The organism is Calidithermus timidus DSM 17022 (assembly GCF_000373205.1).
GTDB classification, from domain to species: domain Bacteria; phylum Deinococcota; class Deinococci; order Deinococcales; family Thermaceae; genus Calidithermus; species Calidithermus timidus.
This window is the reverse complement of the sequence record NZ_KB890696.1, coordinates 467,311-492,881: the sequence shown is the minus strand read 5'-3', so window position 1 is coordinate 492,881 and position 25,571 is coordinate 467,311. Positions and strand designations below refer to the sequence as shown.

Genomic DNA, 25,571 nt, shown 5'->3' with positions numbered 1-25,571 from the left:
TCCGGTGGCGCATTGGGCAAAGTATAGCTTTTGGTATACCAAAACGTCAAGGGAGGTCGGGTTTGATCTGGCAGGGTGCGGCGGGTGGAGTATTATGCGTGAGCAACTCGGATATGAGGCATGGTGGGTGCTGGTGAATTCCGGGTCTGCTGAGTGAGCCCTGGAGGTAGACTTATGCGTACACTTCGGATACTGAGCCTGGCATTGGTGATGGTGTTGGGTGGCTGGGTGATCGCGACCCACACGGCTGCGAATATCTTTGACATCGCCCGCAAAGCCCTGGAAGACGACAATTCTGGCCTGACGCTGGTGCAGACCGTGGGCTTCCTCTTCTCCGAGGAGGGAGACAGCTTCACCTACTCCTTCGAGACCCGCAAGAACACCGACTACAAGATCATCGTCGTCGCGGACGAAGAGGTGATGCAGGACGTGGACGTGGAGATGGCCTACGAAAACGGTAAGGCCATCTTCAAGGAGAGCGACCCCGACACCACGAAGGTCGAACACGAGTTCACCTCCGATGGCGGCGTGGTGGAGATCAGCCTCACCGCTGCCAAGATGCCCGACTCCGACGGCTACGCGGCGGTGTTGATCCTCGAAGACTACTGACACCGGATTCCAAAAGTACGAACGCGGCTATAGTTCTGTTCGCACCTGCCACAGCTCGGGGAAGAGCACGACCTCGAGCGCCTTCTTCAAGTACCCCACGCCCGAGGTGCCCCCGCTGCCGCGCTTGTGGCCGATCATGCGCTCGACGGTGGTGAGGTGGTTGAAGCGCCAGCGGCGGAAGTTGTCCTCTACGTCGATGAGCTTTTCGGCCAAGTAGTAGAGGTCCCAGTGCTCGAGGGTGTTGCGGTAGACGCTGAGCCAGGCTTGAAGCACCGCCGGGTTGGGCTCGTAGGGTTTGGTGAAGTCGCGCTCCAGCACCTCGGTAGGAATTGCGAAGCCCCGTTGGGCCAGGATGCGCAAGGACAGGTCGTAGAGGCTGGGGGAGTTCAGGGCGTTTTGCAGCAGCGCGTGCTGGTCGAGCCGGTGCTCGTGGGGCCGCATCATGAAGGGGTTGCGGTTGCCCAGCAGGAACTCGATGAGGCGGTACTGGTAGGACTGAAAGCCCGAGGCCTGCCCGAAAGAGGAGCGGAACTCGAGGTAATCGCTGGGGGTCATGGTCTTGAGCACTTCCCAGGCGCTGGTCATCTGCTCCTGGGCCCGGCAGACCCGGGTGAGCATCTTGAGCGAGGGATCGATGATCCCCTGCTTCAGGAGCTTCATCGCGCCCTCGAGCTCGTGGATGATGAGCTTCATCCACAACTCCGAGACCTGGTGGATGACGATGAACAGCACCTCGTCGTGGGCGGGGGTGAGGGGGCGCTGGGCCGCCAGGATCTCGTCGAGGGCCAGGTAATCGCCATAGGAGAGGTTGTTCTTGAAGTCGGTGTAGGCGCCTTCGGCAGGATTGGGTTTGTTCATGCTTGAACCTCGGAGGTCAGGTGACTTTGGCCCGCTCACGGAAACGCTCGGCTTTCCACAGCTCCCGGCTCATCACCCGCTCGAGCCGCTCCACCGCCTCCGCCACCTCCGCGTAGCGCAGGTAGAGCGGGGTGAAGCCGAAGCGCAGGATGTTGGGCGCACGGAAGTCCCCGATCACGCCTTCGGCGATCAGGGCCTGCATGATGGCGTAGCCCTCGGGGTGGGCGTAGGCCACCTGGCTGCCCCGGCGCTCGTGCTCGAGCGGGGTGATGAGCTCGAAGCCGTAGCGCTGACACAAGGGCTCCATCCGCTCGATGAACAAATCGCTCAGGCGCAGCGACTTGCGCCGCACCTCCTCCATGTCTACGTCGGCGAAGACGTCGAGGGCTTTGTCCAGGGCCGAGAGGCTGAGCACGGGTGGGGTGCCTACCTTCATGCGGTGGACGCCCTCGGCGGGGGTGTAGAAGGGGTCGAAGTCGAACGGCGCGCGGTGCCCCAGCCAGCCGGTGAGGAAGGGAAGCGCCGAGTCCTGGTGCCGCCGGGCCACATAGAGGAAAGCCGGGGCTCCGGGGCCGCCGCCCAGGTACTTGTAGCCGCAGCCCACCGCGAAGTCGGCGTTGCAGGCGTTGAGGCGCACCGGGAAGGCCCCTGCGCTGTGGGCCAGATCCCAGATCACCAGGGCCCCCTTGGCCTGCGCCAGGCGGGTGAGGGCGGCCATGTCGTAGCGCCAGCCGCTGCGGTAGTCCACCTCGGTGAGCATCAGCACCGCCGTGTGCTCGTCGAGGGCGACCTCGAGCCGGTCTTTCTTCACCAGCCGCAACTCGTAGCTCTCGCCCAGGAGCTGCTTTACCCCCTGCGCGATGTAGAGGTCGGTGGGGAAGTTGTCGATGTCGGAGACGATCACCCGGCGCTCGGGGCGCAACTTGAGCGCGGCCAACAGCACCTTGAAGAGGTTGACGCTGGTGGAGTCGGCAGCGATGACCTCCTCGGGTTCAGCCCCGATCAGGCGGGCAATTTTGGCCCCTACCCTGGCTGGGAGGTCGATCCAGCCGTGCTTGTTCCAACTTGTAATCAGGTCGCGGCCCCACTGCTCCCTCACCACGTGCTCGAGATGTTCCACCACTGCTTTGGGCAAGGCTCCCAGCGAGTTGCCGTCGAGGTAGATCAGGCCCTCAGGAAGGGCGAATTCCTCGCGCTTGCGGGCCAGGGGGTCGCTTTGGTCCAGCGCAACCAGCTCGGCTTGGGTTGTCATGGCTGACAGTCTACCCCTGCCGCAGGGCCCGCCAGACCTTCTCGGGGGTCAGCGGCATGTCGAGGTGCTTGAGGCCTAGCGCATCCATCACCGCATTGACCACCGTGGGGGTGGCCCCGATGGTGCCCGCCTCGCCGATGCCCTTGGCCCCCAGGGGGTTGGTGGGGGAGCGGGTGTTGCCCCGGTGAGCCTCTACCCACACCACCTGGTCGGCGCGGGGGAGGTTGTACTCGAGGAAGCTGGTGCTGCGGTTGTACCCGAGCTCGTCGTAGCTGATGCCCTCGTAGAGGGCCTGCCCCAGACCCTGCGCCACCCCGCCCTGCTGCTGCCCCGCGACCAGCAGGGGGTTGATCACCACCCCCACGTCGTCGAGGGCCACGTAGCGCAGCACCCGCACCTGACCGGTCTCGCGCTCGATCTCGACCAGGGCCAGGTGAGCGCCGAAGGGGTAGTTGGCCTCCTTGAGGTTGAAGGTGGCCTGGCCCTCGAGCCCCGGCTCCAAATCCGGGGGCAGCTTGCGCGGGTTGTAGGCGGCCTGCGCGATCTGCTCGAGGCTCACCACCCGGTCGGTACCCTGCACCCCCCAACCTTCCTCGGTGAGGACGATGTCCTCAGGGGCGGCCTCGAGCAGGTGGGCGGCGATCCTGATCACCTTTGCCCGTACCTTCTCCGCCGCATTCAGGATGGCCGATCCCCCCACCGACATCGTGCGGCTTCCGGCGGTGCCCTGGCCGAAGGGGATGGCCAGGGTGTCCCCCTGGACGATGCTTATGCGCTCGAGGGGGATGCCCAGCCGCTCGGCCACGATCTGGGCGAAGCCGGTCCCCGCACCCTGGCCGTGGGGTGAGGTGCCCGTGAAAACCACGGCGCTGCCATCGGGGTTGATGCGCACCCCCCCGGTGTCCCAGCCATAGCCGGTGATCTCCACGTAGGTGGTGAGCCCGATGCCCAGCAGGCGGCCCTCGGCCCGCGCCCTGGCCTGCTCGGCCCGCAAGGCGGGGTAATCGGCGAGCTCGAGCAGCTTTTGCAGGGTCTCGGGGTAGGCCCCGCTGTCGTACTTGGCCCCGGTGAGGGTCTTGTAGGGGAAAGGCCCTTTGATCAGGTTCCTGAGCCGGATTTCGGCGGGATCGAGCTTCAGCTCGCGGGCGGCCATGTCCATCAGACGCTCGAGGTAGTAGGTGGCCTCGGGCCGTCCGGCGCCCCGGTAGGCCCCGGTGGGGGTGGCGTGGGTGTAGACCGAGACGAGCTCGAGGTCGATGGCCGGGATCTCGTAAGGGCCTTGCAGCATCAGGATGGTGCCCGGTGCATTGCCCAGGGTGGTCTCGAGGATGTAGGCCCCCAAATCGGCCACCACCCGGCCCCGTAGGCCCAGGATTTTGCCCTCCGCATCGAGGGCCATTTCCAGATCGGCCACCTGGGCCCGCCCGTGGATGGTCGCCACGAAGCTCTCGCTGCGGCTCTCCACCCATTTAACCGGCCTGCCCAGGGTGCGCGCGAGGTGGGCCGCCAGGACTTCCTCCGGATAGACGTTGATCTTGGCCCCGAAAGCCCCGCCTACGTCCGGGGTCACGGCCCGTACCTGGTTCTCGGCCAGGCCCAGCGCCTCGGCTATGGCGCTTCTGAGGTCGTGGGGCATCTGGGTGCTCGACCAGATGGTGAGCGACTCGCGAATCCCGTCCCAAGACGCCAGCACGCCGCGCGGCTCCATCGAGGTGGGCGCTACCCGCTGCTGTATCATCCGCGCCCCCACGATGCGATGGGCCTTGGCGAAGGCTTCAGTCACGTCTCCGGCGCTGGTCCTGCGCTTGAGGGCGTGGTTGGTGCCCAGCCCAGGATGCACCAGCGTTTCATCCCGCATGGCCTGCAGAGGATCAGACACCGCATCCAGGGCTTCGTAGTCTACGTAGATCTTTTGCAGTGCGTCCTGGGCAGCGCTTCTCGAGGTCGCCACCACCGCCGCCACCGGCTGGCCCATGTAGCGCACGTAGTCCTTGGCCAGCACGGGGTGCTGCACCACCTTGGCGTCGCGCCCGCCCGAGCCGGGGGCGTAGAGCTCGGGCAGGTCGGCGGCGGTGTAAACCGCCAGCACGCCGGGTACCTCCAGCGCCTCACGGGCATCGATCCCCACGATCCGGGCGTGGGCGTAGAGGCTGCGCACCAGCGCCAGGTGCAGGGTGCCGGAGGGGGTGAGGTCGTCGAGGTACGTCCCCTTGCCGGTGATGAACTTGCCGTCCTCGAGCCGCTTGACCGCTTTGCCGATCCACCTAGGGGTAACCTGGGGTTTTACTACAGAGGACATGCCGCCATGCTACCGGGTCGGACCCGGGCACTCAGAGCCCTGGATCACCAGCCGATATGCTGGATCCCATGGCAACCCACCGTTTCCAGCCCACCCACTACCACACCACCCTCGGCCCCCACGCCCCCGTTATGAGGGTTGCCCCCGGCGACACCGTGATCACCACCTGCGTGGACGCCCGTGGCTTCGACCGGCACGACCGGCGGGTGACGCCCCCTGGCAACCCCATGACCGGCCCCTTCTTCGTCGAGGGGGCCGAGCCCGGCGATACCCTGGTGGTGCGCCTCGAGCGCCTGACCCCCAACCGTCGCCGCGGCTGGTCCGGGGTGCTGCTGGCGCCCAACGTGCTCGAGCCCGAGCAGGTGCCCGAGCTGGCCCGCTCGGGCGACTTCAGCGCCCGCTGGAACTGGGCCGTGGACGCCGAGGCCGGGGTTGCCCGGCTCGACCATCCCGGCAGCCCGCTGGACGGCTTCGAGCTCGAGCTCGACCCCATGCTCGGTTGCTTCGGCGTGGCCCCCGAGGGTGGCCAGGCCATCTCCACCGCCACCTCCGGCCCCCACGGCGGCAACATGGATTACCGGGGCTTTCGTGCGGGCGTGACCGTCTACTTCCCCGTGTTCGAGCCAGGCGCTTTGTTCTTCCTGGGCGACGGCCACGCCCTGCAGGGCGACGGGGAGATCGCCGGAACCGGTATCGAGATCTCCATGGACGTGCAGTTCTCGCTCGAGCTCGTCAAAGGCCAGCGCATCTTCTGGCCACGGGGCGAGAACGGGGAATTCATCTTCACCGTCGGTAACGCCCGCCCCCTCGACCAGTGCGTGCAGCACGCCACCAGCGAGATGCTGCGCTGGCTCGAGGCTGGCTATGGCATGGAGCCCCAGCATGCCTCGCTTTTGATGGGCCAGTGCGTACGCTACGAGCTGGGCAACGTCTTCGACCCGGCCTACACCATGATCTGCAAGATGCCGAAGAGCTTGCTGGGGCGGCTGAGTCGATAGTCGATAGCCAAAACGTCTTACGCCGCACGCAGGACGCTTTTTCTTCACCCCCTTGGCAAAGGGGGTGGGAGGGTTGGGGTGGGGCAACCACGAGCTTTGCGCTGACGGCTTCTACCCCCTCTTGCCTTTCCCCCTGCGGCTGGCTATACTTCCACCTTGGCACCCATGGGGTGGCCCAAGACAGCGAGGGGTCGCCGCCTGCTAGGCGGAAGGAGACCTTAAATATCTCGCCGAGGCGCTGACGGGGAAGCGTACATCGCGGTTTATAGGCTGGGAACTCCCCATTCCCAAATAGTGAGTCTGCCTGTGGCTTCAGAAGGAGCCGTAGTCAGGAGGATACGTGCCGAGCAAGCGCAACGTAGAGTTGCTCGAGAGCCTCAAGAACACCTTGGCTGGGGCTAAGGGGTCGTTCTTCCTGGTGGACTATCAGGGCCTACCTTCCAACGGGGAACAGAAGCTGCGCCGCGCCTTCCGCGAGAAGGGCGCGCAGATGATCGTTGCCAAGAACACGCTCATCGAGCGTGCGCTGGCCGAGCTCAACCTGCCCAAGTTGGACGGCCTCAAGGGGCCCTCGGCGGTGGTGCTGTTCAGCGACCCGGTCGCAGCAGCCAAAGCCATCGCAGAGTTCGCCAAGACCAACGACAAGGGGCTGCCCGCCGCCAAGGGGGGCGTGCTCTCGGGCAACGTCATCGGAGCCGATGACGTGAAGGCGCTGGCCTCGCTGCCTAGCCAGACCGAACTGCGCGCCGAACTCGTCGGCGTGCTCCAGAGCGCGATGAGCGAGCTGGTCGGGGTGCTGGGCGCAAAGGCTCAGGAGTTCGTAGGCATTCTGGACGCTTTCGTCGCCAAGCAGGAGGCGGCATAAGCGGTTGGGCATATGCCCACTCGTGGAGGTAGATCATGGCTTTGGACATCGCTGCCATCAAGGAACAGCTCTCCGGCGCTACCGTGCTGGAACTCAAGCAACTCATCGACGTGCTCAAGGAAGAGTGGGGTGTGACCGCGGCCGCCCCCGTGGCCGTGGCTATGCCCGGCGCCGCTGCTGGTGCTGCTGCTGCCCCCGCCGCCGAGGAGAAGACCGAGTTCGACGTGGTGCTCAAGGATGCCGGGGCCAACAAGCTCAACGTCATCAAGGAGCTGCGCGCCATCACCGGGCTGGGCCTCAAGGAGGCTAAGGACCTCGCCGAGCAGGGTGGTGCTGTGAAGGAAGGCATCTCCAAGGACGAGGCCGAGAAGATCAAGAAGCAACTCGAGGACGCCGGCGCCAAAGTCGAGCTGAAGTAACCGCTTTCGAAGGCGCGAAACCCTGGGCCTTTGCCCAGGGTTTTTCGCTTTGCCAAAGCGCATTGCCCTACACTGCCAGGATGTCTGCGCCCTAAACTCTAGCTGTGGGGTACTCCCCACCTATGGGTACCGTGGTCCTCAAGCGTTTAGTCCGGCAAGCTTGGGGACCACGTTGTGCTTGCAGATCCTGCAGCTTGTGCTACACTTCAAGGCAATTGAGCGAACACCACCGGGCGCTCATTGCGCCATGTTGTGTCCATGTGTTATACTCATGGGCGTGCTGTTTTGGCAGCGCCAAGCGGGCACAACGTAAGAGCCAGCCGCCGCAGGCACCGTGAGGGTGTTCTGCGGAAGAACCCTGTTAGCTTACGCATAACCAAAGGCAACCCCGAGCCAGGCAATGGTTGGGCTGCTTCCATCCCGACCCCCAGAGCAGAGGGTTTTAGAGGTGTATGCATGAAGATAGAGCGGTTTGGACGTATTTCCGAGGTGATCCCCCTACCGCCCCTGACCGAGATTCAGGTGGAATCCTTCAAGAAAGCGCTGCAAATGGGCGTTCCTGCGGCTAAGCGGGAGAATGTCGGCTTGCAAGCGGCTTTCAAGGAGACCTTCCCCATCGAGGAAGGCGAGCGCGGGCGGGGTGGGCTGGTTCTGGACTTCCTGGAGTACCGCTTGGGAGAACCCCCATTTGGTCAAGACGAGTGCCGTGAAAAAGACCTGACCTACCAGGCCCCCCTCTACGCCAAGCTCCAGCTCATCCACAAGGACACCGGCCTCATCAAGGAGGACGAGGTCTTCCTGGGCGACCTGCCCCTGATGACCGAGGACGGCTCTTTCATCGTCAACGGGGCCGACCGGGTGATCGTCTCCCAGATCCACCGCTCGCCGGGTGTGTACTTCACCCCCGACCAGGCGCGGCCGGGCAAGTACGTCGCCAGCGTGATCCCGCTGCCTAAGCGCGGCCCCTGGATCGACCTCGAGTTCGAGCCCAGCGGCGTGGTGGTGATGAAGGTCAACAAGAAGAAGTTCCCGCTGGCGTTGCTGTTGCGGGTGTTGGGCTACACCGCCGACAAGCTCGCTACCGAGCTCAAGGGCTTCGAGGACTTGCTGCCGGGGCTGCTCGAGGCGCAGTACCGTGGCTCGAGGGTGCTCGAGATGGGCCCCGACGAGGCGCTCCTCAAGCTCTTCACCGAATTGCGCCCCGGCGACCCGCCCAAGCGCGATAAGGCCGTCGCCTACGTACACTCCCTCCTCTCCGACCCCCGCCGCTACGATTTGGGCGAAGCAGGAAAGTACAAGGCCGAGCAGAAGCTGGGCATCAAGCTCTCCGGCCGCATGCTGCTGAAGTTTGTCGAGGGCGAATTCCGTGACGAGGGCCTGCTGCCGGTGGTCAAGTACCTCTTCTCGTTGCAGAGCGGGGTTGCGGGCTTCGAAGCCGACGACATCGACCACTTGGGCAACCGTCGCATCCGCACCATGGGTGAGCTGCTGGCCGACCAGTTCCGCGTGGGCCTCTCCCGTTTGGCCCGCGGCGTGCGCGAGCGCATGCTGCTGGGCACCCCCGAGAGCGCGACCCCGGCCAAGCTGGTCAACAACCGCCCGCTGGTCGCGGCCATCCGCGAGTTCTTCGGGCGCAGCCAGCTCAGTCAGTTCAAGGACCAGACCAACCCGCTCTCCGAGCTGCGCCACAAGCGCCGCATCTCGGCGCTGGGGCCGGGCGGCCTGACCCGAGAGCGGGCAGGCTTCGACGTGCGCGACGTGCACCGCACCCACTACGGGCGTATCTGCCCCATCGAGACCCCCGAAGGCGCCAACATCGGCCTCATCTCCTCGCTCGCCGCCTACGGTCGTATCAATGAGCTGGGCTTTATCCTCACCCCCTACCGCAAGGTGGTGGGCGGCAAGGTCACCGATCAGGTCGATTTCATGGTGGCCTCCGAGGAGGACAAGTACATCATCGCCCAGGCCAATACCCCCCTCGAGAAAGATGGCACCATCGCCACCGACCGGGTGGTAGCTCGCAAGAAGGGCGATCCCATCATCGTGCGACCCGAGGACGTCGAGTACATGGACGTCTCGCCCAAGCAGGTCTTCTCGGTCAACACCAACCTCATTCCCTTCCTCGAGCACGACGACGCTAACCGCGCGCTGATGGGGTCGAACATGCAGGCCCAGGCCGTGCCGCTGATCCGCGCCGAGAGCCCGGTGGTGATGACCGGCGTCGAGGAGCGCGTGGTGCGCGACAGCCTCACCTCGCTCTACAGCGACGTCGACGGGGTGGTGGAGTACGTCGACGGCAACCGCATCGCCGTGCGCGCCACCGACAAGGGCCTGCGCGAGTACACCCTACGCCGCTTCGTGCGGAGCAACCAGGGCACCGCGCTCGACCAGAAGCCCCGCGTGGTGGTGGGCCAGGAGGTCAAGAAGGGCGACCTCCTTGCCGACGGCCCGGCCTCCGAAGAGGGCCTGCTGGCCCTGGGCCAGAACGTGGTCGTGGCCATCATGCCCTTCGACGGCTACAACTTCGAAGACGCCATCGTGATCTCCGAGGACCTGCTGCGCCGCGACTTCTACACCTCGGTGCACATCGAGCGCTATGAGATCGAGGCCCGCGACACCAAGCTGGGCCCCGAGCGCATCACCCGCGACATCCCCAACCTCTCCGAAGCCGCCCTGCGCGACCTCGACGAGGACGGTGTGGTGCGCATCGGCGCCGAGGTCAAGGCGGGCGACATCCTGGTGGGCCGCACCAGCTTCAAGGGCGAGACCGAGCCCACCCCCGAAGAGCGCCTGCTGCGCAGCATCTTCGGTGAGAAGGCCCGCGACGTGAAGGACACCTCCTTGCGCGTGCCTCCCGGCGAGGGTGGCATCGTGGTGCGCACCCTGCGCCTGCGCCGCGGCGACCCCGGCGTCGAGCTCAAGCCCGGCGTGCGCGAGGTGGTGCGGGTCTACGTGGCCCAGAAGCGCAAGATCCAGGTCGGTGACAAGCTGGCCAACCGCCACGGGAACAAGGGCGTGGTCTCCAAGATCCTGCCCCCCGAGGACATGCCCCACCTGCCCGACGGCACCCCCGTCGACATCGTGCTCAACCCGCTGGGCGTGCCCAGCCGCATGAACCTGGGGCAGATCCTCGAGACCCACCTGGGCATCGCCGGCCTCGACCTGGGCATCAAGTTCGTGACCCCGGTCTTCGACGGCGCCACCGAGGAGCAGATCAAGGAACTCCTGGGCGAAGCCTTCGACCTCAAGTGGCAGCGTCGCCAGCGCGAGGGCTTCGGCGTGGACAACCGCGAGCTCGAGGTGCTGCGCCGCGCCGCCAAGCTGGGTATCGTCGACGGCGAGAAGGACGTGGTCGAGCAACTGCGCCAGGTGGCCCAGCAGGGTAAGAGCATCGTCTACGACGGACGCACCGGCGAGCCCATCGAGGGCCCCATCGTGGTGGGCGTGATGTACATCATGAAGCTCTACCACATGGTCGAGGACAAGATGCACGCCCGCTCCACCGGCCCCTACTCGCTCATCACCCAGCAGCCCCTGGGCGGTAAGGCCCAGTTCGGCGGGCAGCGCTTCGGTGAGATGGAGGTGTGGGCGCTGGAAGCCTACGGCGCCGCCCACACCCTGCAGGAGATCCTCACCATCAAGTCCGACGACATCGAAGGCCGCAACGCCGCTTACGAGGCGGTGGTCAAGGGCGAGGACGTGCCCGAGGCCAGCGTGCCCGAATCCTTCCGCGTGCTCGTCAAGGAATTGCAGGCCCTGGGCCTCGACGTCGATACCTACGACGAGAACGCGAGGAATCTGGATATTTTCGAGGGGTTGGCCTCCAGGCGCTAATAGCTGATAGCGAATAGCCGATAGCCTCGAGATTTCCGCCCTAAGCCATCCGCTATCGGCTATCAGCGAGGGAACAAATGATGAAACGAGAAGTACGCAAGGTACGCATCGGCCTGGCCTCGCCCGAGAAGATCCGTAGCTGGAGCTACGGCGAGGTCGAGAAGCCCGAGACCATCAACTACCGCACCCTCAAACCCGAGCGCGACGGTCTCTTCGACGAGCGCATCTTCGGTCCCCAGAAGGACTACGAGTGCGCCTGCGGCAAGTACAAGCGTCAGCGCTTTGAGGGCAAGGTCTGCGAGCGCTGCGGCGTCGAGGTGACCAAGAGCATCGTGCGGCGCTACCGCATGGGTCACGTCGAGCTGGCCACGCCGGTAGCCCACATCTGGTACGTCAAGGACGTGCCTTCCAAGATCGGCACCCTGCTCGACCTCTCTGCGCAGGAGCTCGAGCAGGTCCTTTACTTTGCCAAGTACATCACCATCGATCCCAAGGGCGCGATGCTGGGCGGGCAACCGGTGCAAAAGCGCCAGCTCCTCACCGACGAGGAATACCGCGAGCTGCGCTTTGGCAAGCAGGAGACCTACTCCATCCCCGTCGGCGTGGACGCGCGGGTGAGGGACGGCGACGAGGTGAAGAAGGGTCAGGAACTCGCCCCCGGCGTCGTAAGCAAGATGGATGGGCTGTGCCTCTTCCGCTTCCCCCGTCGCATCCGCGTGGACTACCTGCGGCGCGAGCGGGCCCACCTGACCCTGCCCCGCGAGGGCTGGATCGAGCAGAAGAGCTACCGCGCGGGCGAGCCTCTGGCCGAGATCGCCGAGAAGCACCAGATCCTGAGCGAGGAAGCCGGAGCGGTGCAGATCGTCGAGTGGGAAGAGGGCGCCTTGATCAAGATCCTCGACCCCGACACCTCCGCGGTCTGCGCCGTCTACTTCCTGCCGGTGGGTTTCCGTCCCAAGGTGGGGGAGGGTGAGCTGGTGGGCAAGGGCGAGGTGCTGGCTGAGGGCAAGGGCCTGGTGCGTATGCCACGCCACGTTAAGGTCAGCGAGCTCGAGGCCACCGGCAAGCGCACGGTCGAGTTGTCGCTCACGCTGGAGTGGACCGAGGCCAAGGATTACCCCCTTCAGCCCCACATGCACGTGCTGGTGGGTGAGGGGGCCAGCGTGCGCAAGGGCGAGAAGCTGGTGGGGGCCATCGAGGCTGCCGAGGAGGTCATCGCCGAGGCCGACGGCGTGGTGCACCTGCACGAGCCCGCCTCCATCGTGGTGATGAAGGCCAGGGTCTATCCCTTCGAAGACGACGTCGAGGTCACCAACGGCGACCGCGTGAGCCCCGGCGACAGCCTGGCCGACGGCGGCAAGGTCACCAGCGACATATACGGGCGCGTGGAGGTGGACCTCGTTCGCATGAACGTGCGGGTCATCGAGTCCTACGACATCGACGCCCGCATGGGGGCCGAGGCCATCCAGGCCCTGCTCAAGGAGCTCGACCTCGGCGTGCTCGAGGCCGAGTTGGTCGAGGAGATGAAGCACCCCAGCCGCGCCCGGAGGGCCAAGGCCAGGAAGCGCCTGGAGGTGGTGCGTGCCTTCCGCGACTCGGGCAACAAGCCCGAGTGGATGATCCTCGAGGCCGTGCCGGTGCTGCCCCCCGATCTGCGCCCGATGGTGCAGGTCGATGGTGGGCGCTTCGCCACCAGCGACCTCAACGACCTCTACCGCCGCCTGATCAACCGTAACAACCGCCTGAAGAAGCTGCTCTCCCAGGGCGCACCGGAGATGATCATCCGCAACGAGAAGCGTATGCTGCAAGAAGCCGTGGATGCGCTCCTCGACAACGGGCGTCGCGGCACCCCCGTCACCAACCCCGGCTCCGACCGGGCGTTGCGCTCGCTAACCGACATCCTCTCGGGCAAGCAGGGCCGCTTCCGCCAGAACCTGCTGGGCAAGCGGGTGGACTACTCCGGCCGCTCGGTGATCGTGGTGGGTCCGCAGCTCAAGCTGCACCAATGCGGTCTGCCCAAGCGCATGGCCCTGGAGCTCTTCAAGCCCTTCTTGCTGAAGAAGATGGAGGAGAAGGGCATCGCCAACAACGTCAAGAACGCCCGGCGCATGCTCGAGCGCTCCCGCGACATCAAGGACGAGGTCTGGGACGCGCTGGAAGAGGTCATCCACGGCAAGGTGGTGCTGCTCAACCGCGCCCCCACCCTGCACCGCCTGGGCATCCAGGCCTTCCAGCCCGTGCTGGTCGAGGGCCAGAGCATTCAGCTTCACCCCATGGTCTGCGAGGCCTTCAACGCCGACTTCGACGGCGACCAGATGGCCGTGCACGTGCCGCTGTCGAGCTACGCGCAGGCCGAAGCTCGCGTCCAGATGCTCTCCTCGCACAACCTGCTCTCGCCCGCCTCGGGTGAGCCCACCGCCAAGCCCTCGCGCGACATCGTGCTGGGCCTGTACTACATCACCCAGCTCCGCCGTGAGAAGAAGGGTGCTGGTCGCGAGTTCAAGGACGCCGCCGAGGCCATTGCCGCCTACGAGGCTGGCGAGGTCGCGCTCAACGCCCCCATCAAGATCGCAGGTAAGGAAACCAGTGTAGGCCGGGTGAAGTACATCTTCGCCAACCCCGAAGAGGCCCTCACTGCCGTGGCCCACGGCATCATCGACTTGCAGGATGTGGTGAGCGTACGCGTGGGTGGGCGGGTGTTGGAGACCAGCCCTGGCCGGGTGCTCTTCAACCGCATCGTGCTCGAGGCCGTGGGCGAGGACGCCCCCACCGAACTGGTCAATTACGACCTGGTGATGGAGCGCGACAACCTCAAGGACCTGGTCTACAAGTCCTTCCTGCTCCTGGGCGTGGAGAAGACCGCCAAGCTGCTCGACGCGCTGAAGTACTACGGCTTCATGCTCTCGACCACCTCCGGCATCACCATCGGCATCGACGACGCGGTGATCCCGGCGGAGAAGCGGCGCTACCTCGAGGAAGCCGACGCCAAGCTCGCCCAGATCGAGCAGGCTTACGAGATGGGCTTCATGACCGACCAGGACCGCTACACCCAGATCGTGCAGCTGTGGAGTGAGACCACCGAGAAGGTCACCAAAGCGGTGTTCGACAACTTCGAGCAGAACTTCCCCTTCAACCCCTTCTACATGATGAGCCAGTCAGGTGCGCGCGGTAACAAGCAGCAGATCCGCCAGCTCTCGGGGATGCGCGGCCTGATGGCCAAGCCCTCGGGCGAGACCTTCGAGCGCCCGGTGCTCTCTTCCTTCCGCGAGGGGCTCACGGTGCTGGAGTACTTCATCTCCTCGCACGGTGCGCGTAAGGGTGGTGCCGACACCGCGCTGCGCACCGCCGACTCGGGCTACCTCACCCGCAAGCTCCACGACGTGGCCCACGAGGTCATCGTGCGCGAGGCTGACTGCGGGACCACCGAGTACATCGTCGTCCCGCTGATGCAGTTCGACGAGGCCTTCCGGGCCAAGCGCCTGCGTAAGAAGAGCGACATCGAGAGCGGGCTGTATGGCCGCACCGTGGCCCGGGAGTTCGAGGTGAATGGGCGTACCTTCGCCGAGGGAAGCCAGCTCTCGCTCGAGGACGTGAACTTCCTCTACAAAGCCGCCGAGGCCAACCTCATTGAGGAGATCCCGGTGCGCTCGCCCCTGACCTGCCGCACCCGCTACGGGGTCTGCCAGCAGTGCTACGGTTGGGACCTCAGCGCCGCCAAGCTGGTCTCCATCGGCGAGAGCGTGGGTGTGGTGGCCGCAGAGTCCATCGGCGAGCCGGGTACCCAGCTCACCATGCGCACCTTCCACACCGGCGGCGTGGCTACCGGCACCGACATCACCCAGGGTCTGCCCCGCGTCATCGAGCTTTTCGAAGCCCGCCGTCCGAAGGTCAAGGCCATCATCGCCGAGATTGACGGCATCGTCCACATCGAAGAGCACGAGGACAAGACCAGCATCTTCGTCACGAGCGAGGGCTTCAACAAGGAGTACAAGGTACCCAAGGACTTCCGCATCATCGTCAAAGAAGGCGAGGCGGTCGAAGCTGGGCAGCCCCTCACCCGTGGCGCCATCGACCCTCACCAGCTCATCGACGCCAAGGGCCCCGACGCCGTGCAGCGCTACTTGGTAGACGAGATCCAGCGCGTCTACCGTGCCCAGGGTGTGAAGCTGCACGACAAGCACATCGAGGTCATCGTGCGGCAGATGCTGAAGTACGTCGAGATCACCGACTCCGGCGAGAGCCGTTTCCTGGAAGGTCAGGTCATTGAGAAGTGGGACGTGGAGGCTGCCAACGAGAAACTCAGCGAGGAGGGCAAGCTCCCCGCGGCCTGGAAGCCGGTGCTCATGGGCGTGACCAAGAGCGCCCTCTCCACCCGGAGCTGGCTCTCCGCCGCTTCCTTCCAGCACACCACCCACGTGCTCACCGAGGCCGCCATCGCCGGCAAGATGGATGAACTCATCGGCCTGAAGGAGAACGTCATCCTGGGCAAGCTCATCCCGGCGGGCACGGGTTCCGACTTCGTACGCGAGACCCAGGTGGTCGATACCAAGACCCTCAAGCGCCTCGAGGAGCTGCGCAAGGAGGTGTCCGAGGCCCCTGCCATCTCCGGACGCCGTCCGGCGCTTCGCCCCGAGCCACCGGGGCGTGAAGCCGAGCGCTGAACCGCTCTGAGCGGAAAATTAACCGCAGGGCCGGGTCTTTACCCGGCCCTGCCTCAGTGTTTCCTCAATTGCTCGCGATGGCGATCTCGCGCACCCGGGCCTCAGCTACCTTGGGCATGGTCAGGGTCAGCAAGCCATCGTTGATGACGGCCTTGACCTTGTCCACCTCGACCGAAGCCGGCAGGCTCACGCTGCGGCTGAAGGCTCCGTGCGGGATCCCCTGCACCCAGTAGCGACGCTCGTCACCCTCGGGGATTTCGGGGTATTTGCCCCGGATGGTGAGCTGGTTGCCCTCGATGCTGATGTCGAGGTCCTCCTTGCGGATGCCAGGGACCGCCATCTCCAGCACCACGCTGTCCCCGGTTTCGTACAGGTCCACCGGGTACGAAGCAGCCCAGCGGAACTGGCTCGACAGCGGCGCGCTCAGCTCGCCCCAGAGCCGGTCAAACTCGCTGAAGAGGTCGTTGAAAGCGCCAAAATTAGCGAGATTCCAGCTTCTGAAGGGCACCGGTTGAAGGTTTTGTCTCCTCGCGATGTCCAGCATGACTGAAACCTCCTTTGAGCTTGAATTTTCGAGGACCACAAGGGATTGGGCTCCTCGTAGTCCGCAATTCGGAATATAAAATCTGAGCGTTGTTTTGTCAAGTATCCTTATACGAACAGTATGGATTGGGGCATTGGGCTGTCGGGATCTTTAAGCCTTCGGCTCGATTGCCTATAAGCTATCTATCGGCAACCTTTATGAAGGCCAAACTCTTCGCCACATTTCAGCAGATCGGCGCTGACCTGTTCGCCTCCCGGCTGGCCTCGGCCACTTCGGGCAACTTCTCGGTGCGGGATAAAGAGGGCTTGTGGATTACCCGCAGCGGGGCTCAGAAAGCCCACCTGAACCCCGAGGATCTCATGTTCTTGCCCCTCGAGCCCGACCCCGACAAAGACCAGGGGGCCTCCGTTGAGCGGGTGATCCACCGGGCCATCTACCGTCAGACCGACGCCCTGGCGGTGGTTCACGCCCACCCCCGTTACGCCATCGCCCTCTCTTTCCACCTCGACGCCATCGAACCCATCGACCTCGAGGGCCGCTACTACTTCGACTCCGTCCCCGTGCTCGCCCCCAATACCCTCTCAGGCACCGAGGAGGCCGCCGAGGCCGTGGCCGAGGCCCTCAAGACGCACCGGGCCTGCGTGCTACGGGGGCACGGGGCCTTCGTCAAGGGCGTGGAGGAGAGCGCCGAGAAGTCGCTGCTCAAGGCCTACTCGCTGATGACCAGCCTCGAGGAGGCTTGTGAGGTGTTGTACCTGGAGAAGCTCTGGCGCAGTCTGCCTTGAGGCTTGCGAAAAGTGCTTCTTTCGGGGACGCTGTAGGCGTGAGCGGGAGGCCATGGCGGTGAAGGTGCTCTTTGTCGAAGGCAAGAATGGCGATAAGCTGCGGGAGTTCGCCCGCAGCTTCCCTAACCCCTACCGCCTGCTCTACCGCAAGGAGCAGGGGCTCTACGTGCTCGAGGCCTGGGCCGTCACGCCACAGATGGAGGCTGCGGTGGGGGGGCTGGAGGGCTTTAGGGCCTGGAGTTTTGAACTGGTCGAAGAGGGGTACAAGACAGGGGCCGCGGATGCGTGAAGAAATAGACATAATCGCCGTTAATGACGAAGTCGAGCTCTACGTCGAGGATGTGGGCCCCGTGGATGCGTTGCCCATCGTGGTGTTGCACGGGGGGCCGGGAGGGTCGGCTTACGTGTTGCGCGAGGGCCTCGAGGAGGAGCTGAGCGCTTTCCGGGTGATCTACTTTGATCAGCGCGGGGGTGGGCGCAGCCCTATGCTGGAGGCCGAACCGCGTCTGTTCACGGTGGATGCGCTGGTGGAGGACCTCGAGGCCCTACGCGAGCACCTGGAGATCGAGCGATGGGGGTTGCTGGCCCATGGCTTTGGAGCGATACCGGCCCTGGAGTACGCCCGGCACTTTGCCCAGAACGTGCTCTGCCTGGGCTTGATTGCGCCTTGGGTCAGCTTCCCCGCGCTGGCCCAGCGGCTCTTCCGGGCTGCGCTGGCCCTGCGCGATCTGCCCGCTGCGGCTGCCCCTGAAGACCCCATGCTGGCCTTGAGCGAGGCTTTCAGGTTGCTCGAGCCCAAGGCCATCTTCGACGCGCTGATGTTCCCCAGCGAGCACGGGCGTATGGAGTACGAATGGCTGAGCGAGGGTGCGGGCATCTTGGGCAACGATGCTCCGGGCCAGATGTTCGTCTACAACGGGCTGTGGGAACTGGACTACACCCCTCACCTGCTCGAGCTGCGGGTGCAGCCCGTGGTGATGGTGGGCTCGCTGGACGGGACCAGCTATCCCGAGCAGGCCGAGGTGGTGGCAGATCTCAGCGGGGGCAGTCTCGAGGTGATCGAGGGAGCTGGGCACTACCCCTGGATCGACCAGCCTGTGGCCTTCGCCCAAGCGCTGCAGCGCTTTCTCGAGCAGCTCGAGCCGGACGGCGGCACTTAGGATGAGGGAGTGGTTGGGTAAAATTACCTAAATCGCCCTATTTTGATTCTTTACAACCTGGAAGGCTTTTCCTGGGCTTATCATAGCTATGGATGTACCCGACCAACCGCATACAAAGTCTGCGTAAGCGGTATTTACTGCGGTGGCAGTCTTTTGCGGCTCAACCTTTCTTGCGGCGTCTGCGTGAGGGCAGCGTATCGCCGGTGGCCCTCGGTCGCTGGCTGACCCAGCTCTACTACTTTGACGAGCTCATGATGCGCTTTCAGCTCGGCATCTTGCGTCAGGCTCCGCGTGAGCACCGGGTACTGCTGGCGCAGATCGTGCTCAACATGGTCGAGGAGATGGACTGGTTGCTGTCACAAGGGATCGACCTCAGCGAACCCCCTCACCCCTCCCGCCAAAGCTACCAGGCCTTTTTCCAGGACCTCCAGTGTCTACCCTATCCCCACCTGACGGTCATGCACTGGGCTACGCACCAGGTGTTTATGGATGCGCTCAAAACCATCGACGCCCCCGATGAGCGCCTGCAGGTCATCCTCGAGCGCTGGGCCGATGGCGGCTTCGGGGCCGTCCTCTACGACCTGGCGGTTCTGGCCGACGAAGCCCTCGAGCACCTCGATCTCTCCGAGCTTGATGCCCCGCTCAACCGGCTCTTCGACCTCGAAGACAGCTCCTGGGAGATGGCTTTGCGCATAGCAGAGGAGGCAGATCAGAGCTCATGATGTTCAACTACTTTCTCTCCACCCGCCTTCCCCAGCTCGAAGCGGTGGCCGAGCACCCCTTCGTGCAGCGGCTTTCCTCAGGCAGCCTGCCCTCAAGGGCCTTCACGGCCTGGATGGTTCAGGGGCTCTACATCAACGACGCCCTGATCCGCTTCCAGGCCCACCTCCTGCGCGAGGCCCCGCCCTCCCACCGCCATATCCTGGCCGTGCTGTTGCTGACGCTGAGCGAGGACGCCGACTGGCTCGAGGAGCACATCAGCCCACTGCACCACCCGCTATACCCCGAAACCGAACGTTACTGCCAGGTGTTCACCGATCTCGAGCGCCTGCCTTACCCGCTGGCCCTGGCCATGAACTGGTGCTTTCACCGCACCTACCAACAGCTCTGGCGGGAAGCCGTCCCGACCAATGAACTCATGGAATTCATGTGTGAGCGCTGGACCTCGGAAGAGATCCAGCAATTGCTGTCGAGGCTGGACACCCTGGTGCGCCCGATCTGGAGCCAGGTTGACCCGGAAGATTTCTTGCGGATCATACGGCAGCTGTTGCGTTTGGAGATGGGGATCTGGGGTGAGGCGCTAAACGCTGGCGCGGGGAGTTAAGTACCCCGCGGGTGGCCTGAAAAAGGCTAGCCACCCTAAGCCTGGCCTGATATACTTGGCACTTGCGTGGTTCGTCGGAACCACAGGTTTATCCTGCCCATACCGCTTTCATGGCTGGATTGGGCTGCAAGAGGGAAAGGAGGTGAATATGCCGCAATACGACCTCAACCTGGTGCTCAACCCCAACCTCGACGCTGCGCAGGTTGCCGTGGAGAAGGAGTTCATCCAGCAGGCCCTCGCCCGTTACGGAGCCACGGTCAAAGCCACCGACGAGTGGGGCCAGCGCCGCATGGCCTACCCCATCCAGAAGGACCCCGAGGGCTACGTGATCTTCTACACCCTCGAGATGGAAGGTGCCAACGCCCAGCCGCTGGAGAAGGAACTGCGCCTGCGGGACAACGTGCGCCGGGTGTTGATCATCCGTGACCGCCCCGAGTGGCGCAAGTGAGCGCGGGTTTGTTTTTCCAAGCCTTTCCAAGCTTCCTAGCCGACCAAAGCAGGCCCAAGCCCCCAAGAGCAGTTAGGATGACTCAAACGCAAGCAAGCTGAAGAAGGATGACCGATATGGCACGAGGACTCAACCGCGTAACGCTCGTTGGAACCCTAACCCAGGACCCGGAGATGCGCTACACCCCCGGGGGGCTGGCTGTTTTGGAACTCAATCTCGGCGGCAACGACATCATCATCGACGAGTCGGGCAACACCCGCGAGGTTCCCTGGTACCACCGCGTGAAGCTGCTGGGCAAGAGTGCGGAGTTCTGGGGCGATGGCCTCAAGGCCGGAACCCCTCTCTTCGTCGAGGGCAAGCTCGAGTACCGTTCCTGGGAACAGGAGGGGCAGAAGAAGAGCACGCTGGAGATCAGGGCCGATCGCCTGGAAGTGGTGAGCCTCGAGGGCAAGCGCGGCGAGCTCACCGTCACCGACGCGCGCGGGCAGCACCGTCTGCGCGAGGGGCTCAACCACGTGATGTTGGTGGGCAACCTCACCCGCGACCCCGAGCTGCGTTACACCCCCCAGGGCACCGCCGTGACCCGCTTCTCTCTGGCCGTCAACGAACGCTTCACCACCCGCCAGGGTGAGCAGGAGAAGGTGCACTACGTCGAGGGCCAGGCCTGGCGTGACCTCGCCGAGTGGGCCGCCGAGTTCAAGAAGGGCGACGGAGCTTTTGTAATCGGGCGCTTGGTAAACGACTCCTGGACCAGCTCGACCGGCGAGCGGCGCTACACCACCCGTGTGGAAGCCGGCCGCCTCGAGCGCCTTGCCCGTGGAAGCGGTAATGGTGGAGCCGCTTCCCTCAGCGGCGCAGAGAAGGGTGCTGCTGGAGGCCGTACGAGCAAGGTAGACATTGACGAAGGCTTAGAAGATTTCCCACCGGAGGAGGATCTACCCTTTTGAGCACCAAGAAAGTCTCTCCTAAAGGCGCCAAGGGCGAACGCCCCGATCGTGGCGCCCGTCGTGGCCGCAAGCCCAAAGTAGCGGCTGCCGTTGGGGCCTTTGACCTCAACGACTACAAGAACGTCGACATCCTCAAGCGCTTCCTGTCGGAGACCGGCAAGATCTTGCCGCGTCGCCGCACCGGCCTCAACGCCCAAGACCAGCGCAAGCTGGCCCGCACCATCAAGCGCGCCCGCCACCTGGGCCTGCTGCCCTACGTCGAGAAGCTGGTGCGCAAGTAAGAGGTGAGCCATGAAGGTGATTCTGCTCGAACCCATGGAGAACCTGGGCGACGTGGGCGCTGTGGTCAACGTCAAGCCGGGCTATGCCCGCAACTATCTGCTGCCCCGGGGCCTTGCCGCACTGGCTAGTGAGTCCAACCTCAAAACCCTCGAGGCCAAGATTCGCGCCCAGGCTAAGAAGGCCGCCGAGCGCAAGGCCGAGGCCGAGCGCCTGAAGGAGATCCTCGAGTCCCTGACCCTCGAGCTCAAGGTAAAGGCCGGCGAGACCAAGATCTACGGCTCGGTCACCAGCCGTGAGATCGCCTCGGCGCTGGAGGCCCAGCACCAGATCGGCATCGACCCCAAGCGCTTGCTGCTCGAGCGCCCCATCAAGGACCTGGGCGAGTACACCCTGGTCTACAAGCCCCACCCCGAAGTTCCCATGAACCTCAAGGTGGTGGTGGTAGCCGACAAGGCCTGACCGGCCTCGGCGTTCGCGGGAGGGCGGCCGCCAGGGCCGCCCTCCTCGCTTTGTCGCTCGAGCGGAGGGCAGGCGTGACCCCTGCGCAGCACCGGGCCGGGTTCGCCCTAGACGGCGGGGCCCCCAATCCCCCAGACTCGAGGGCATGAAGCTCAAGCCCTTCCGCATCGAGCAGTACTACGCCAAGTACGAGTTCACCGCCCAGTACATGCTCTCCAGCTCCGACGCCGAGTCGCGCAGCGTGGAGGAGTTGCTGGCGCTCGAGCCCGACGCCCGCGAGCGCCTCGACCGGCTGTGGCTCGGCTACACCGAGTCGCCGGGCGCGCCCTACCTGCGCGAGGCCATCGCCGCCATCTACGAGCGCCTCGCCCCCGACGACGTGCTGGTGGCCGCCGCCGCCGAGGAGGGGATCTTCCTGGTCTACCACGCGCTGGTGGGCCCCGGCGACCACGTGATCGTGGAGACGCCCTGCTACGAGTCGGCGTTCGAACTCGCCCGCAGCACCGGCGCCGAGGTCTCGGCCTGGGAGCGCCGCTACGAGGACGGCTGGGCCAACGACTTCGCGGCCCTCGAGCGCCTCCTGCGGCCCAACACCCGCCTCCTCTACGTCAACACCCCCAACAACCCCACCGGCACCCTGATGGAGCGCGGGGTGTTCGAGCAGGTGATGGGGCTCGCCCGCGAGCGTGGCCTGTACGTCTTCTGCGACGAGGTCTACCGCGAGCTCGAGCACGACCCCGCCGACCGCCTGCCCGCCGCCTGCGACGTGTACGAGAAGGCGATCAGCCTGGGCTCGATGTCCAAGACCTACGGCCTGCCGGGGCTGCGGCTGGGTTGGCTGGCGAGCCGCGACCCCGAGGTGATCGGGCGCTGCCTCGAGCTCAAGCACTACACCAGCATCTGCAACAGCGCCCCCAGCGAGTTTTTGAGCGCCCTGGCCCTGCGCCACCGGGAGGTGCTGGTGGAGCGCAACCTGGGGATCGTGCGGGCCAACCTGCCGCTGCTCGAGGGCTTCTTCGCCCGCCACGCGCACCTCTTCGAGTGGGTCCGGCCCGACGCCAGCCCCATCGGCTTCCCCCGCTTCAAGTCGCCGCAGGACGTGGCGGAGTTCTGCGAGGAGGTGGTGCGCGAGACCGGCGTGCTGCTGCTGCCGGGGACGGTCTACGACCAGCCCGGGCACCTGCGGGTGGGCTACGGGCGCAGGAACATGCCCGAGGCGCTGGAGCGGCTCGAGCGCTTCCTTTCGCGGGGGTGAGCCCAGCGGGTATTCTGGGTTATGTGGAAAATCGCCGCCCTTTCCCTGACGTTGTGTGCCTTCACCCTTTCGCAGAGGGTCCCTGTGCAGCGGCCTGATGCCCCGCCCCTGGCCGTGCCCGGGAGCTACGCCGTGGGGGTCCGCACCCTGCAGCTCACCGACCCCGCCCGCGGCCGCGGCCTCACCGTGGAGGTGTGGTACCCGGCCCGCCGCGCCACCGGGGCGGCCCAGCCCGCCGTCTACAAGGGCGTCGTGGGCTCGGTGGAGTTCGACCTGCCGGGCCAGGCCCTGCGCGACGCGGCGCCCGAGGCCGGGAAATTCCCGCTGCTCGTCTACTCGCACGGGCAGCCCGGCAGCCGCTACCAGTCGGCCTACCTGATGGAGCATTTGGCCTCGAGGGGCTTCGTGGTGGCGGCCATCGACCACACCGGCAGCCTCTACCGCGACCTCACCCAGCCCGCCTACGTCACCTCGCTCGTCGACCGCCCGCTCGACGTCCTCTTCGTGCTGGGCCAGGTGCCCAAGAGCGTGCCCAGCGCCGACGGCGACACGGCGGGCCTGATCGGCTACAGCTATGGCGGCTACTCGGTGCTCAACGCGGCCGGGGCGGGCATCGAGCGGGCCGGGCTCGAGCAGTACTGCCAGAAGGCGGGCAACGAGGGCCCCTGCTTCCTGCTGCCCTTCCTGGCGCAGGTCGAGCCCCAGCGGGGGGCCCAAGCGGTCCGGCCCGACCCGCGCGTGAAGGCGGTGTTCGTCATTGCCCCCTACGGCGCCCCTTGGTACTACGGCTCGCTGCCCAGGCTCGAGGTGCCGCTCTTCGTGGCGGTGGGCGAGGAGGACGACGTGGCGACCTACGCCCGCGACGGCCTCGAGGTCTACCGCCGCGCCGGGTCGAAGGCCAAGTACCTCCTGACCCTGGAGGGTGCCCGCCACAACCCCTTCGTGGTCTGCCCGCCCGAGGCCCGCGCCAACCCCGAGGACTTCGAGCGCTGCTGGGAGCCCGTGTGGGACAAGGAGCGCCTCTTCGACCTCGCCCGCCACTTCACCGCCGCCTTCTTCCAGCATCACCTCAAGGGCGACGCCCGGGCCGGGCAGTACCTCGAGCCCGGCCTCCCCGGCTTCCGGCCCCGCGCCAAGGTGGGTATCCGCCTCGAGCATGGACGCTAGGCGCTTCGTCGCCTCCTGGAGCGGGGGCAAGGACAGTTGCTACGCCGTGCTACAGGCCCGGCGGCGCGGCCTGGAACCCGCCGTCCTGCTCAACGTGCTCAACGAGGAGGGCCGAATCTCCCGCTCCCACGGCATCCCCCGCCCCGTCCTCGAGCAGCAGGCCCGGGCCATGGGGGTGCCCCTGGTGGCCTTCCCCAGCAGTTGGGCAGAGTACGAGAGCCGCTTCGTGGGGGCGCTCGAGCAGCTTCGGCTCGAGCACGGCGTGACCCACGCGGTCTTCGGCGACATCGACTTCGAGCCCCACCGCGAGTGGGAGGAGAAGGTGTGTGCGCGGGTGGGCCTCGAGCCGGTGCTGCCGCTGTGGAAGGAGGACCGCGCCGCCCTGGTGCGCCGCATGGTGGCCGAGGGGCTCGAGGCGGTCATCGTCTCCTGCAACCTCCACCTGGGCCCCGGCTTCTTAGGCCGTACCCTCACCGCCGAAACCGTGGCCGACCTCGAGGCGGCCGGGGCCGATCCCTGCGGCGAGAACGGCGAGTACCATACCTTGGTGGTGAATTGCCCGCTCTTCGCGCAGCGGCTCGAGGTGGGCTTCGGCGCCAGGCGCCTCCACGGCGACTACTGGTTCCTCGAGCCCTTGCCCCCCTCAGGCGCTGCGGGCTGAGTGCTCCACCCCGCTGTCGCGGCGAAACGACGCCTCGAGCCAGCGCTCCCAGGCCCGCCGGGTCCGCTCGGCGACGGGGGCCTCGAGCAGCCACCGCACCCGGGCGGGGTCGGGCTTCTTGGCGTAGTGCAGCTCGAAGAGCTCGGCGAGGGTGGGGTAGTCGTGGGGGGTGGAAAGGCGCTCGATAGGGTCGCCCGCCTGTACCTGGCCGCTCACCAGCACGCGGGCGTAAAAACCAGGTCGGCGGGCTTGGCGAAACTGCCTCACCCACTCGAGGCGTATTTTCGCCGCGATGGCGGGGTGGTCGTTCATGCGGGTGGCGAAGACCCCGCAGGGGATGCGCGGGGCGCTGACCTCGAGCAGCACCTCGCCCACGCGGAAGCGGTCGCCTATCCTCACCGGCTCGGGACCGAAGGAGGAGAGGGTGAGGTTCTCGCCGAAGGTACCGGGCTCGAGCGCCTCGCCGAGCTGCTCGGCCCACCAGTCGTAGTCCTCGGCACTGTAGGCATATACCGCCTGGTCGCGCCCGCCGTGATGCTTGGTGTCGGCCACCACGTCGGCCTCGAGGCCGTAGGCGCCTATGCGCACCTTGCCCGTCACCGGCGTCTTGTAAATCCCGGTGCGTACGGTGCGCTCCCCCACCTGCACTTCCCGCTCCTTCCCCAGGTTGACCGCGATCAGGCGCATAGGGCCCATGCTAGCAGAGGAGCCCGCCAAGGATTCGGGCCGCCCTTGCGAAAACCA

Annotated in this window: 23 protein-coding genes; 18 read left to right on the top strand and 5 right to left on the bottom strand. The window is 65.6% G+C overall.

The genetic code is table 11. The features are described 5' to 3' along the window. Positions 1 to 174 precede the first annotated feature (174 nt). The gene (locus B047_RS0108980) at positions 175 to 609 is read left to right on the top strand and encodes a hypothetical protein (protein ID WP_157205859.1); all 435 of its coding nucleotides are present in this window, start codon (positions 175 to 177) and stop codon (positions 607 to 609) included. Positions 610 to 636: 27 nt separating this feature from the next. Here B047_RS0108980 and kynA read toward each other — a convergent pair whose 3' ends face one another. Genes kynA through B047_RS0108965 form a run of 3 tightly spaced genes read right to left on the bottom strand, consistent with a single transcriptional unit; the run spans position 637 to position 5,018 of the window. Next, positions 637 to 1,467 (bottom strand): tryptophan 2,3-dioxygenase, encoded by an 831-nt coding sequence (gene kynA, locus B047_RS0108975; RefSeq protein ID WP_018466627.1) that lies wholly within the window; start codon positions 1,465 to 1,467, stop codon positions 637 to 639. A 16-nt stretch (positions 1,468 to 1,483) separates the two neighbouring features. Further along, positions 1,484 to 2,719: a kynureninase gene (gene kynU, locus B047_RS0108970; RefSeq protein ID WP_018466626.1), complete on the bottom strand. Its 1,236-nt coding sequence runs from the start codon at positions 2,717 to 2,719 to the stop codon at positions 1,484 to 1,486. A gap of 10 nt (positions 2,720 to 2,729) precedes the next feature. Further along, a complete protein-coding gene (locus tag B047_RS0108965; RefSeq protein WP_018466625.1) occupies positions 2,730 to 5,018 on the bottom strand; it encodes a xanthine dehydrogenase family protein molybdopterin-binding subunit in 2,289 nt (762 codons plus the stop codon). A 68-nt stretch (positions 5,019 to 5,086) separates the two neighbouring features. On the opposite strand from B047_RS0108965, the gene B047_RS0108960 reads away from it, so the two are divergent. From B047_RS0108960 to B047_RS0108940, 5 genes are all read left to right on the top strand, one after another. Continuing rightward, positions 5,087 to 6,016 carry an acetamidase/formamidase family protein gene (locus B047_RS0108960; protein WP_018466624.1) on the top strand — a complete coding sequence of 310 codons (930 nt, stop codon included), beginning with the start codon at positions 5,087 to 5,089 and terminating at the stop codon, positions 6,014 to 6,016. Between the two features lie 340 nt (positions 6,017 to 6,356). Next, entirely contained in the window at positions 6,357 to 6,881 is a 525-nt protein-coding gene (gene rplJ / locus B047_RS0108955; RefSeq protein WP_018466623.1) for a 50S ribosomal protein L10, read from the top strand. Positions 6,882 to 6,916: 35 nt separating this feature from the next. After that, positions 6,917 to 7,300: a 50S ribosomal protein L7/L12 gene (gene rplL / locus B047_RS0108950; RefSeq protein WP_018466622.1), complete on the top strand. Its 384-nt coding sequence runs from the start codon at positions 6,917 to 6,919 to the stop codon at positions 7,298 to 7,300. Between the two features lie 456 nt (positions 7,301 to 7,756). Next, positions 7,757 to 11,134 (top strand): DNA-directed RNA polymerase subunit beta, encoded by a 3,378-nt coding sequence (gene rpoB, locus B047_RS0108945; RefSeq protein WP_018466621.1) that lies wholly within the window; start codon positions 7,757 to 7,759, stop codon positions 11,132 to 11,134. Positions 11,135 to 11,214: 80 nt separating this feature from the next. Further along, complete coding sequence (locus tag B047_RS0108940) at positions 11,215 to 15,795, top strand: DNA-directed RNA polymerase subunit beta' (RefSeq protein WP_018466620.1); 4,581 nt, start codon at positions 11,215 to 11,217, stop codon at positions 15,793 to 15,795. Between the two features lie 64 nt (positions 15,796 to 15,859). Here the strand turns inward: B047_RS0108940 and B047_RS0108935 are convergent, their stop codons facing one another. Then, a complete protein-coding gene (locus tag B047_RS0108935) occupies positions 15,860 to 16,339 on the bottom strand; it encodes an Hsp20/alpha crystallin family protein (RefSeq protein WP_018466619.1) in 480 nt (159 codons plus the stop codon). Positions 16,340 to 16,536: 197 nt separating this feature from the next. On the opposite strand from B047_RS0108935, the gene B047_RS0108930 reads away from it, so the two are divergent. The 12 genes from B047_RS0108930 (at position 16,537) to B047_RS0108875 (ending at position 24,827) form a co-directional block, all read left to right on the top strand. After that, the gene (locus B047_RS0108930) at positions 16,537 to 17,124 is read left to right on the top strand and encodes a class II aldolase/adducin family protein (RefSeq protein WP_018466618.1); all 588 of its coding nucleotides are present in this window, start codon (positions 16,537 to 16,539) and stop codon (positions 17,122 to 17,124) included. Positions 17,125 to 17,176: 52 nt separating this feature from the next. Then, positions 17,177 to 17,413, top strand: coding sequence for a hypothetical protein (locus B047_RS0108925; protein ID WP_018466617.1), 237 nt, complete (start codon positions 17,177 to 17,179; stop codon positions 17,411 to 17,413). Beyond that, positions 17,406 to 18,284: an alpha/beta fold hydrolase gene (locus B047_RS0108920; RefSeq protein WP_018466616.1), complete on the top strand. Its 879-nt coding sequence runs from the start codon at positions 17,406 to 17,408 to the stop codon at positions 18,282 to 18,284. Before B047_RS0108925 ends, B047_RS0108920 begins: the two co-directional genes overlap by 8 nt. A gap of 170 nt (positions 18,285 to 18,454) precedes the next feature. Beyond that, positions 18,455 to 19,006 carry a hypothetical protein gene (locus B047_RS16570; protein ID WP_169336597.1) on the top strand — a complete coding sequence of 184 codons (552 nt, stop codon included), beginning with the start codon at positions 18,455 to 18,457 and terminating at the stop codon, positions 19,004 to 19,006. Next, positions 19,003 to 19,608 carry a hypothetical protein gene (locus B047_RS0108910; RefSeq protein ID WP_157205857.1) on the top strand — a complete coding sequence of 202 codons (606 nt, stop codon included), beginning with the start codon at positions 19,003 to 19,005 and terminating at the stop codon, positions 19,606 to 19,608. Before B047_RS16570 ends, B047_RS0108910 begins: the two co-directional genes overlap by 4 nt. 148 nt (positions 19,609 to 19,756) lie before the next feature. Next, on the top strand, positions 19,757 to 20,056 hold the full coding sequence (rpsF, locus tag B047_RS0108905; protein ID WP_018466613.1) for a 30S ribosomal protein S6: 300 nt from the start codon (positions 19,757 to 19,759) through the stop codon (positions 20,054 to 20,056). A 116-nt stretch (positions 20,057 to 20,172) separates the two neighbouring features. Continuing rightward, entirely contained in the window at positions 20,173 to 21,003 is an 831-nt protein-coding gene (locus B047_RS0108900) for a single-stranded DNA-binding protein (RefSeq protein ID WP_026234750.1), read from the top strand. Beyond that, on the top strand, positions 21,000 to 21,284 hold the full coding sequence (gene rpsR, locus B047_RS0108895) for a 30S ribosomal protein S18 (RefSeq protein WP_018466612.1): 285 nt from the start codon (positions 21,000 to 21,002) through the stop codon (positions 21,282 to 21,284). The genes B047_RS0108900 and rpsR overlap by 4 nt, the downstream gene beginning before the upstream one ends. Before the next feature lie 10 nt (positions 21,285 to 21,294). Next, positions 21,295 to 21,744: a 50S ribosomal protein L9 gene (rplI, locus tag B047_RS0108890; protein WP_018466611.1), complete on the top strand. Its 450-nt coding sequence runs from the start codon at positions 21,295 to 21,297 to the stop codon at positions 21,742 to 21,744. 145 nt (positions 21,745 to 21,889) lie between these two features. Beyond that, complete coding sequence (locus B047_RS0108885; RefSeq protein WP_018466610.1) at positions 21,890 to 22,999, top strand: aminotransferase class I/II-fold pyridoxal phosphate-dependent enzyme; 1,110 nt, start codon at positions 21,890 to 21,892, stop codon at positions 22,997 to 22,999. Between the two features lie 21 nt (positions 23,000 to 23,020). Further along, the gene (locus tag B047_RS0108880; RefSeq protein WP_018466609.1) at positions 23,021 to 24,166 is read left to right on the top strand and encodes an alpha/beta hydrolase family protein; all 1,146 of its coding nucleotides are present in this window, start codon (positions 23,021 to 23,023) and stop codon (positions 24,164 to 24,166) included. Continuing rightward, on the top strand, positions 24,156 to 24,827 hold the full coding sequence (locus B047_RS0108875) for a Dph6-related ATP pyrophosphatase (RefSeq protein ID WP_018466608.1): 672 nt from the start codon (positions 24,156 to 24,158) through the stop codon (positions 24,825 to 24,827). Before B047_RS0108880 ends, B047_RS0108875 begins: the two co-directional genes overlap by 11 nt. Here the strand turns inward: B047_RS0108875 and B047_RS16565 are convergent. Further along, entirely contained in the window at positions 24,810 to 25,514 is a 705-nt protein-coding gene (locus B047_RS16565) for an MOSC domain-containing protein (protein WP_018466607.1), read from the bottom strand. The two genes, B047_RS0108875 and B047_RS16565, sit on opposite strands and share 18 nt — an antisense overlap. Positions 25,515 to 25,571 lie beyond the last annotated feature (57 nt).

Excerpts from the sequence above, each read along its gene's own strand:
- kynU (WP_018466626.1), bottom strand. The coding sequence starts at position 2,719 with ATGACAACCCAAGCCGAGCTGGTTGCGCTGGACCAAAGCGACCCCCTG.
- B047_RS16565 (WP_018466607.1), bottom strand. The coding sequence starts at position 25,514 with ATGCGCCTGATCGCGGTCAACCTGGGGAAGGAGCGGGAAGTGCAGGTG.
- B047_RS0108930 (WP_018466618.1), top strand. The coding sequence starts at position 16,537 with ATGAAGGCCAAACTCTTCGCCACATTTCAGCAGATCGGCGCTGACCTG.
- B047_RS0108935 (WP_018466619.1), bottom strand. The coding sequence starts at position 16,339 with ATGCTGGACATCGCGAGGAGACAAAACCTTCAACCGGTGCCCTTCAGA.
- B047_RS0108920 (WP_018466616.1), top strand. The coding sequence starts at position 17,406 with ATGCGTGAAGAAATAGACATAATCGCCGTTAATGACGAAGTCGAGCTC.
- kynA (WP_018466627.1), bottom strand. The coding sequence starts at position 1,467 with ATGAACAAACCCAATCCTGCCGAAGGCGCCTACACCGACTTCAAGAAC.
- B047_RS0108940 (WP_018466620.1), top strand. The coding sequence starts at position 11,215 with ATGAAACGAGAAGTACGCAAGGTACGCATCGGCCTGGCCTCGCCCGAG.
- B047_RS0108875 (WP_018466608.1), top strand. The coding sequence starts at position 24,156 with ATGGACGCTAGGCGCTTCGTCGCCTCCTGGAGCGGGGGCAAGGACAGT.
- B047_RS0108925 (WP_018466617.1), top strand. The coding sequence starts at position 17,177 with ATGGCGGTGAAGGTGCTCTTTGTCGAAGGCAAGAATGGCGATAAGCTG.
- B047_RS0108980 (WP_157205859.1), top strand. The coding sequence starts at position 175 with ATGCGTACACTTCGGATACTGAGCCTGGCATTGGTGATGGTGTTGGGT.
- B047_RS0108910 (WP_157205857.1), top strand. The coding sequence starts at position 19,003 with ATGATGTTCAACTACTTTCTCTCCACCCGCCTTCCCCAGCTCGAAGCG.
- B047_RS0108885 (WP_018466610.1), top strand. The coding sequence starts at position 21,890 with ATGAAGCTCAAGCCCTTCCGCATCGAGCAGTACTACGCCAAGTACGAG.
- rplI (WP_018466611.1), top strand. The coding sequence starts at position 21,295 with ATGAAGGTGATTCTGCTCGAACCCATGGAGAACCTGGGCGACGTGGGC.
- B047_RS0108965 (WP_018466625.1), bottom strand. The coding sequence starts at position 5,018 with ATGTCCTCTGTAGTAAAACCCCAGGTTACCCCTAGGTGGATCGGCAAA.
- B047_RS0108880 (WP_018466609.1), top strand. The coding sequence starts at position 23,021 with ATGTGGAAAATCGCCGCCCTTTCCCTGACGTTGTGTGCCTTCACCCTT.
- rpsF (WP_018466613.1), top strand. The coding sequence starts at position 19,757 with ATGCCGCAATACGACCTCAACCTGGTGCTCAACCCCAACCTCGACGCT.
- B047_RS0108960 (WP_018466624.1), top strand. The coding sequence starts at position 5,087 with ATGGCAACCCACCGTTTCCAGCCCACCCACTACCACACCACCCTCGGC.
- rpoB (WP_018466621.1), top strand. The coding sequence starts at position 7,757 with ATGAAGATAGAGCGGTTTGGACGTATTTCCGAGGTGATCCCCCTACCG.
- B047_RS0108900 (WP_026234750.1), top strand. The coding sequence starts at position 20,173 with ATGGCACGAGGACTCAACCGCGTAACGCTCGTTGGAACCCTAACCCAG.
- rplL (WP_018466622.1), top strand. The coding sequence starts at position 6,917 with ATGGCTTTGGACATCGCTGCCATCAAGGAACAGCTCTCCGGCGCTACC.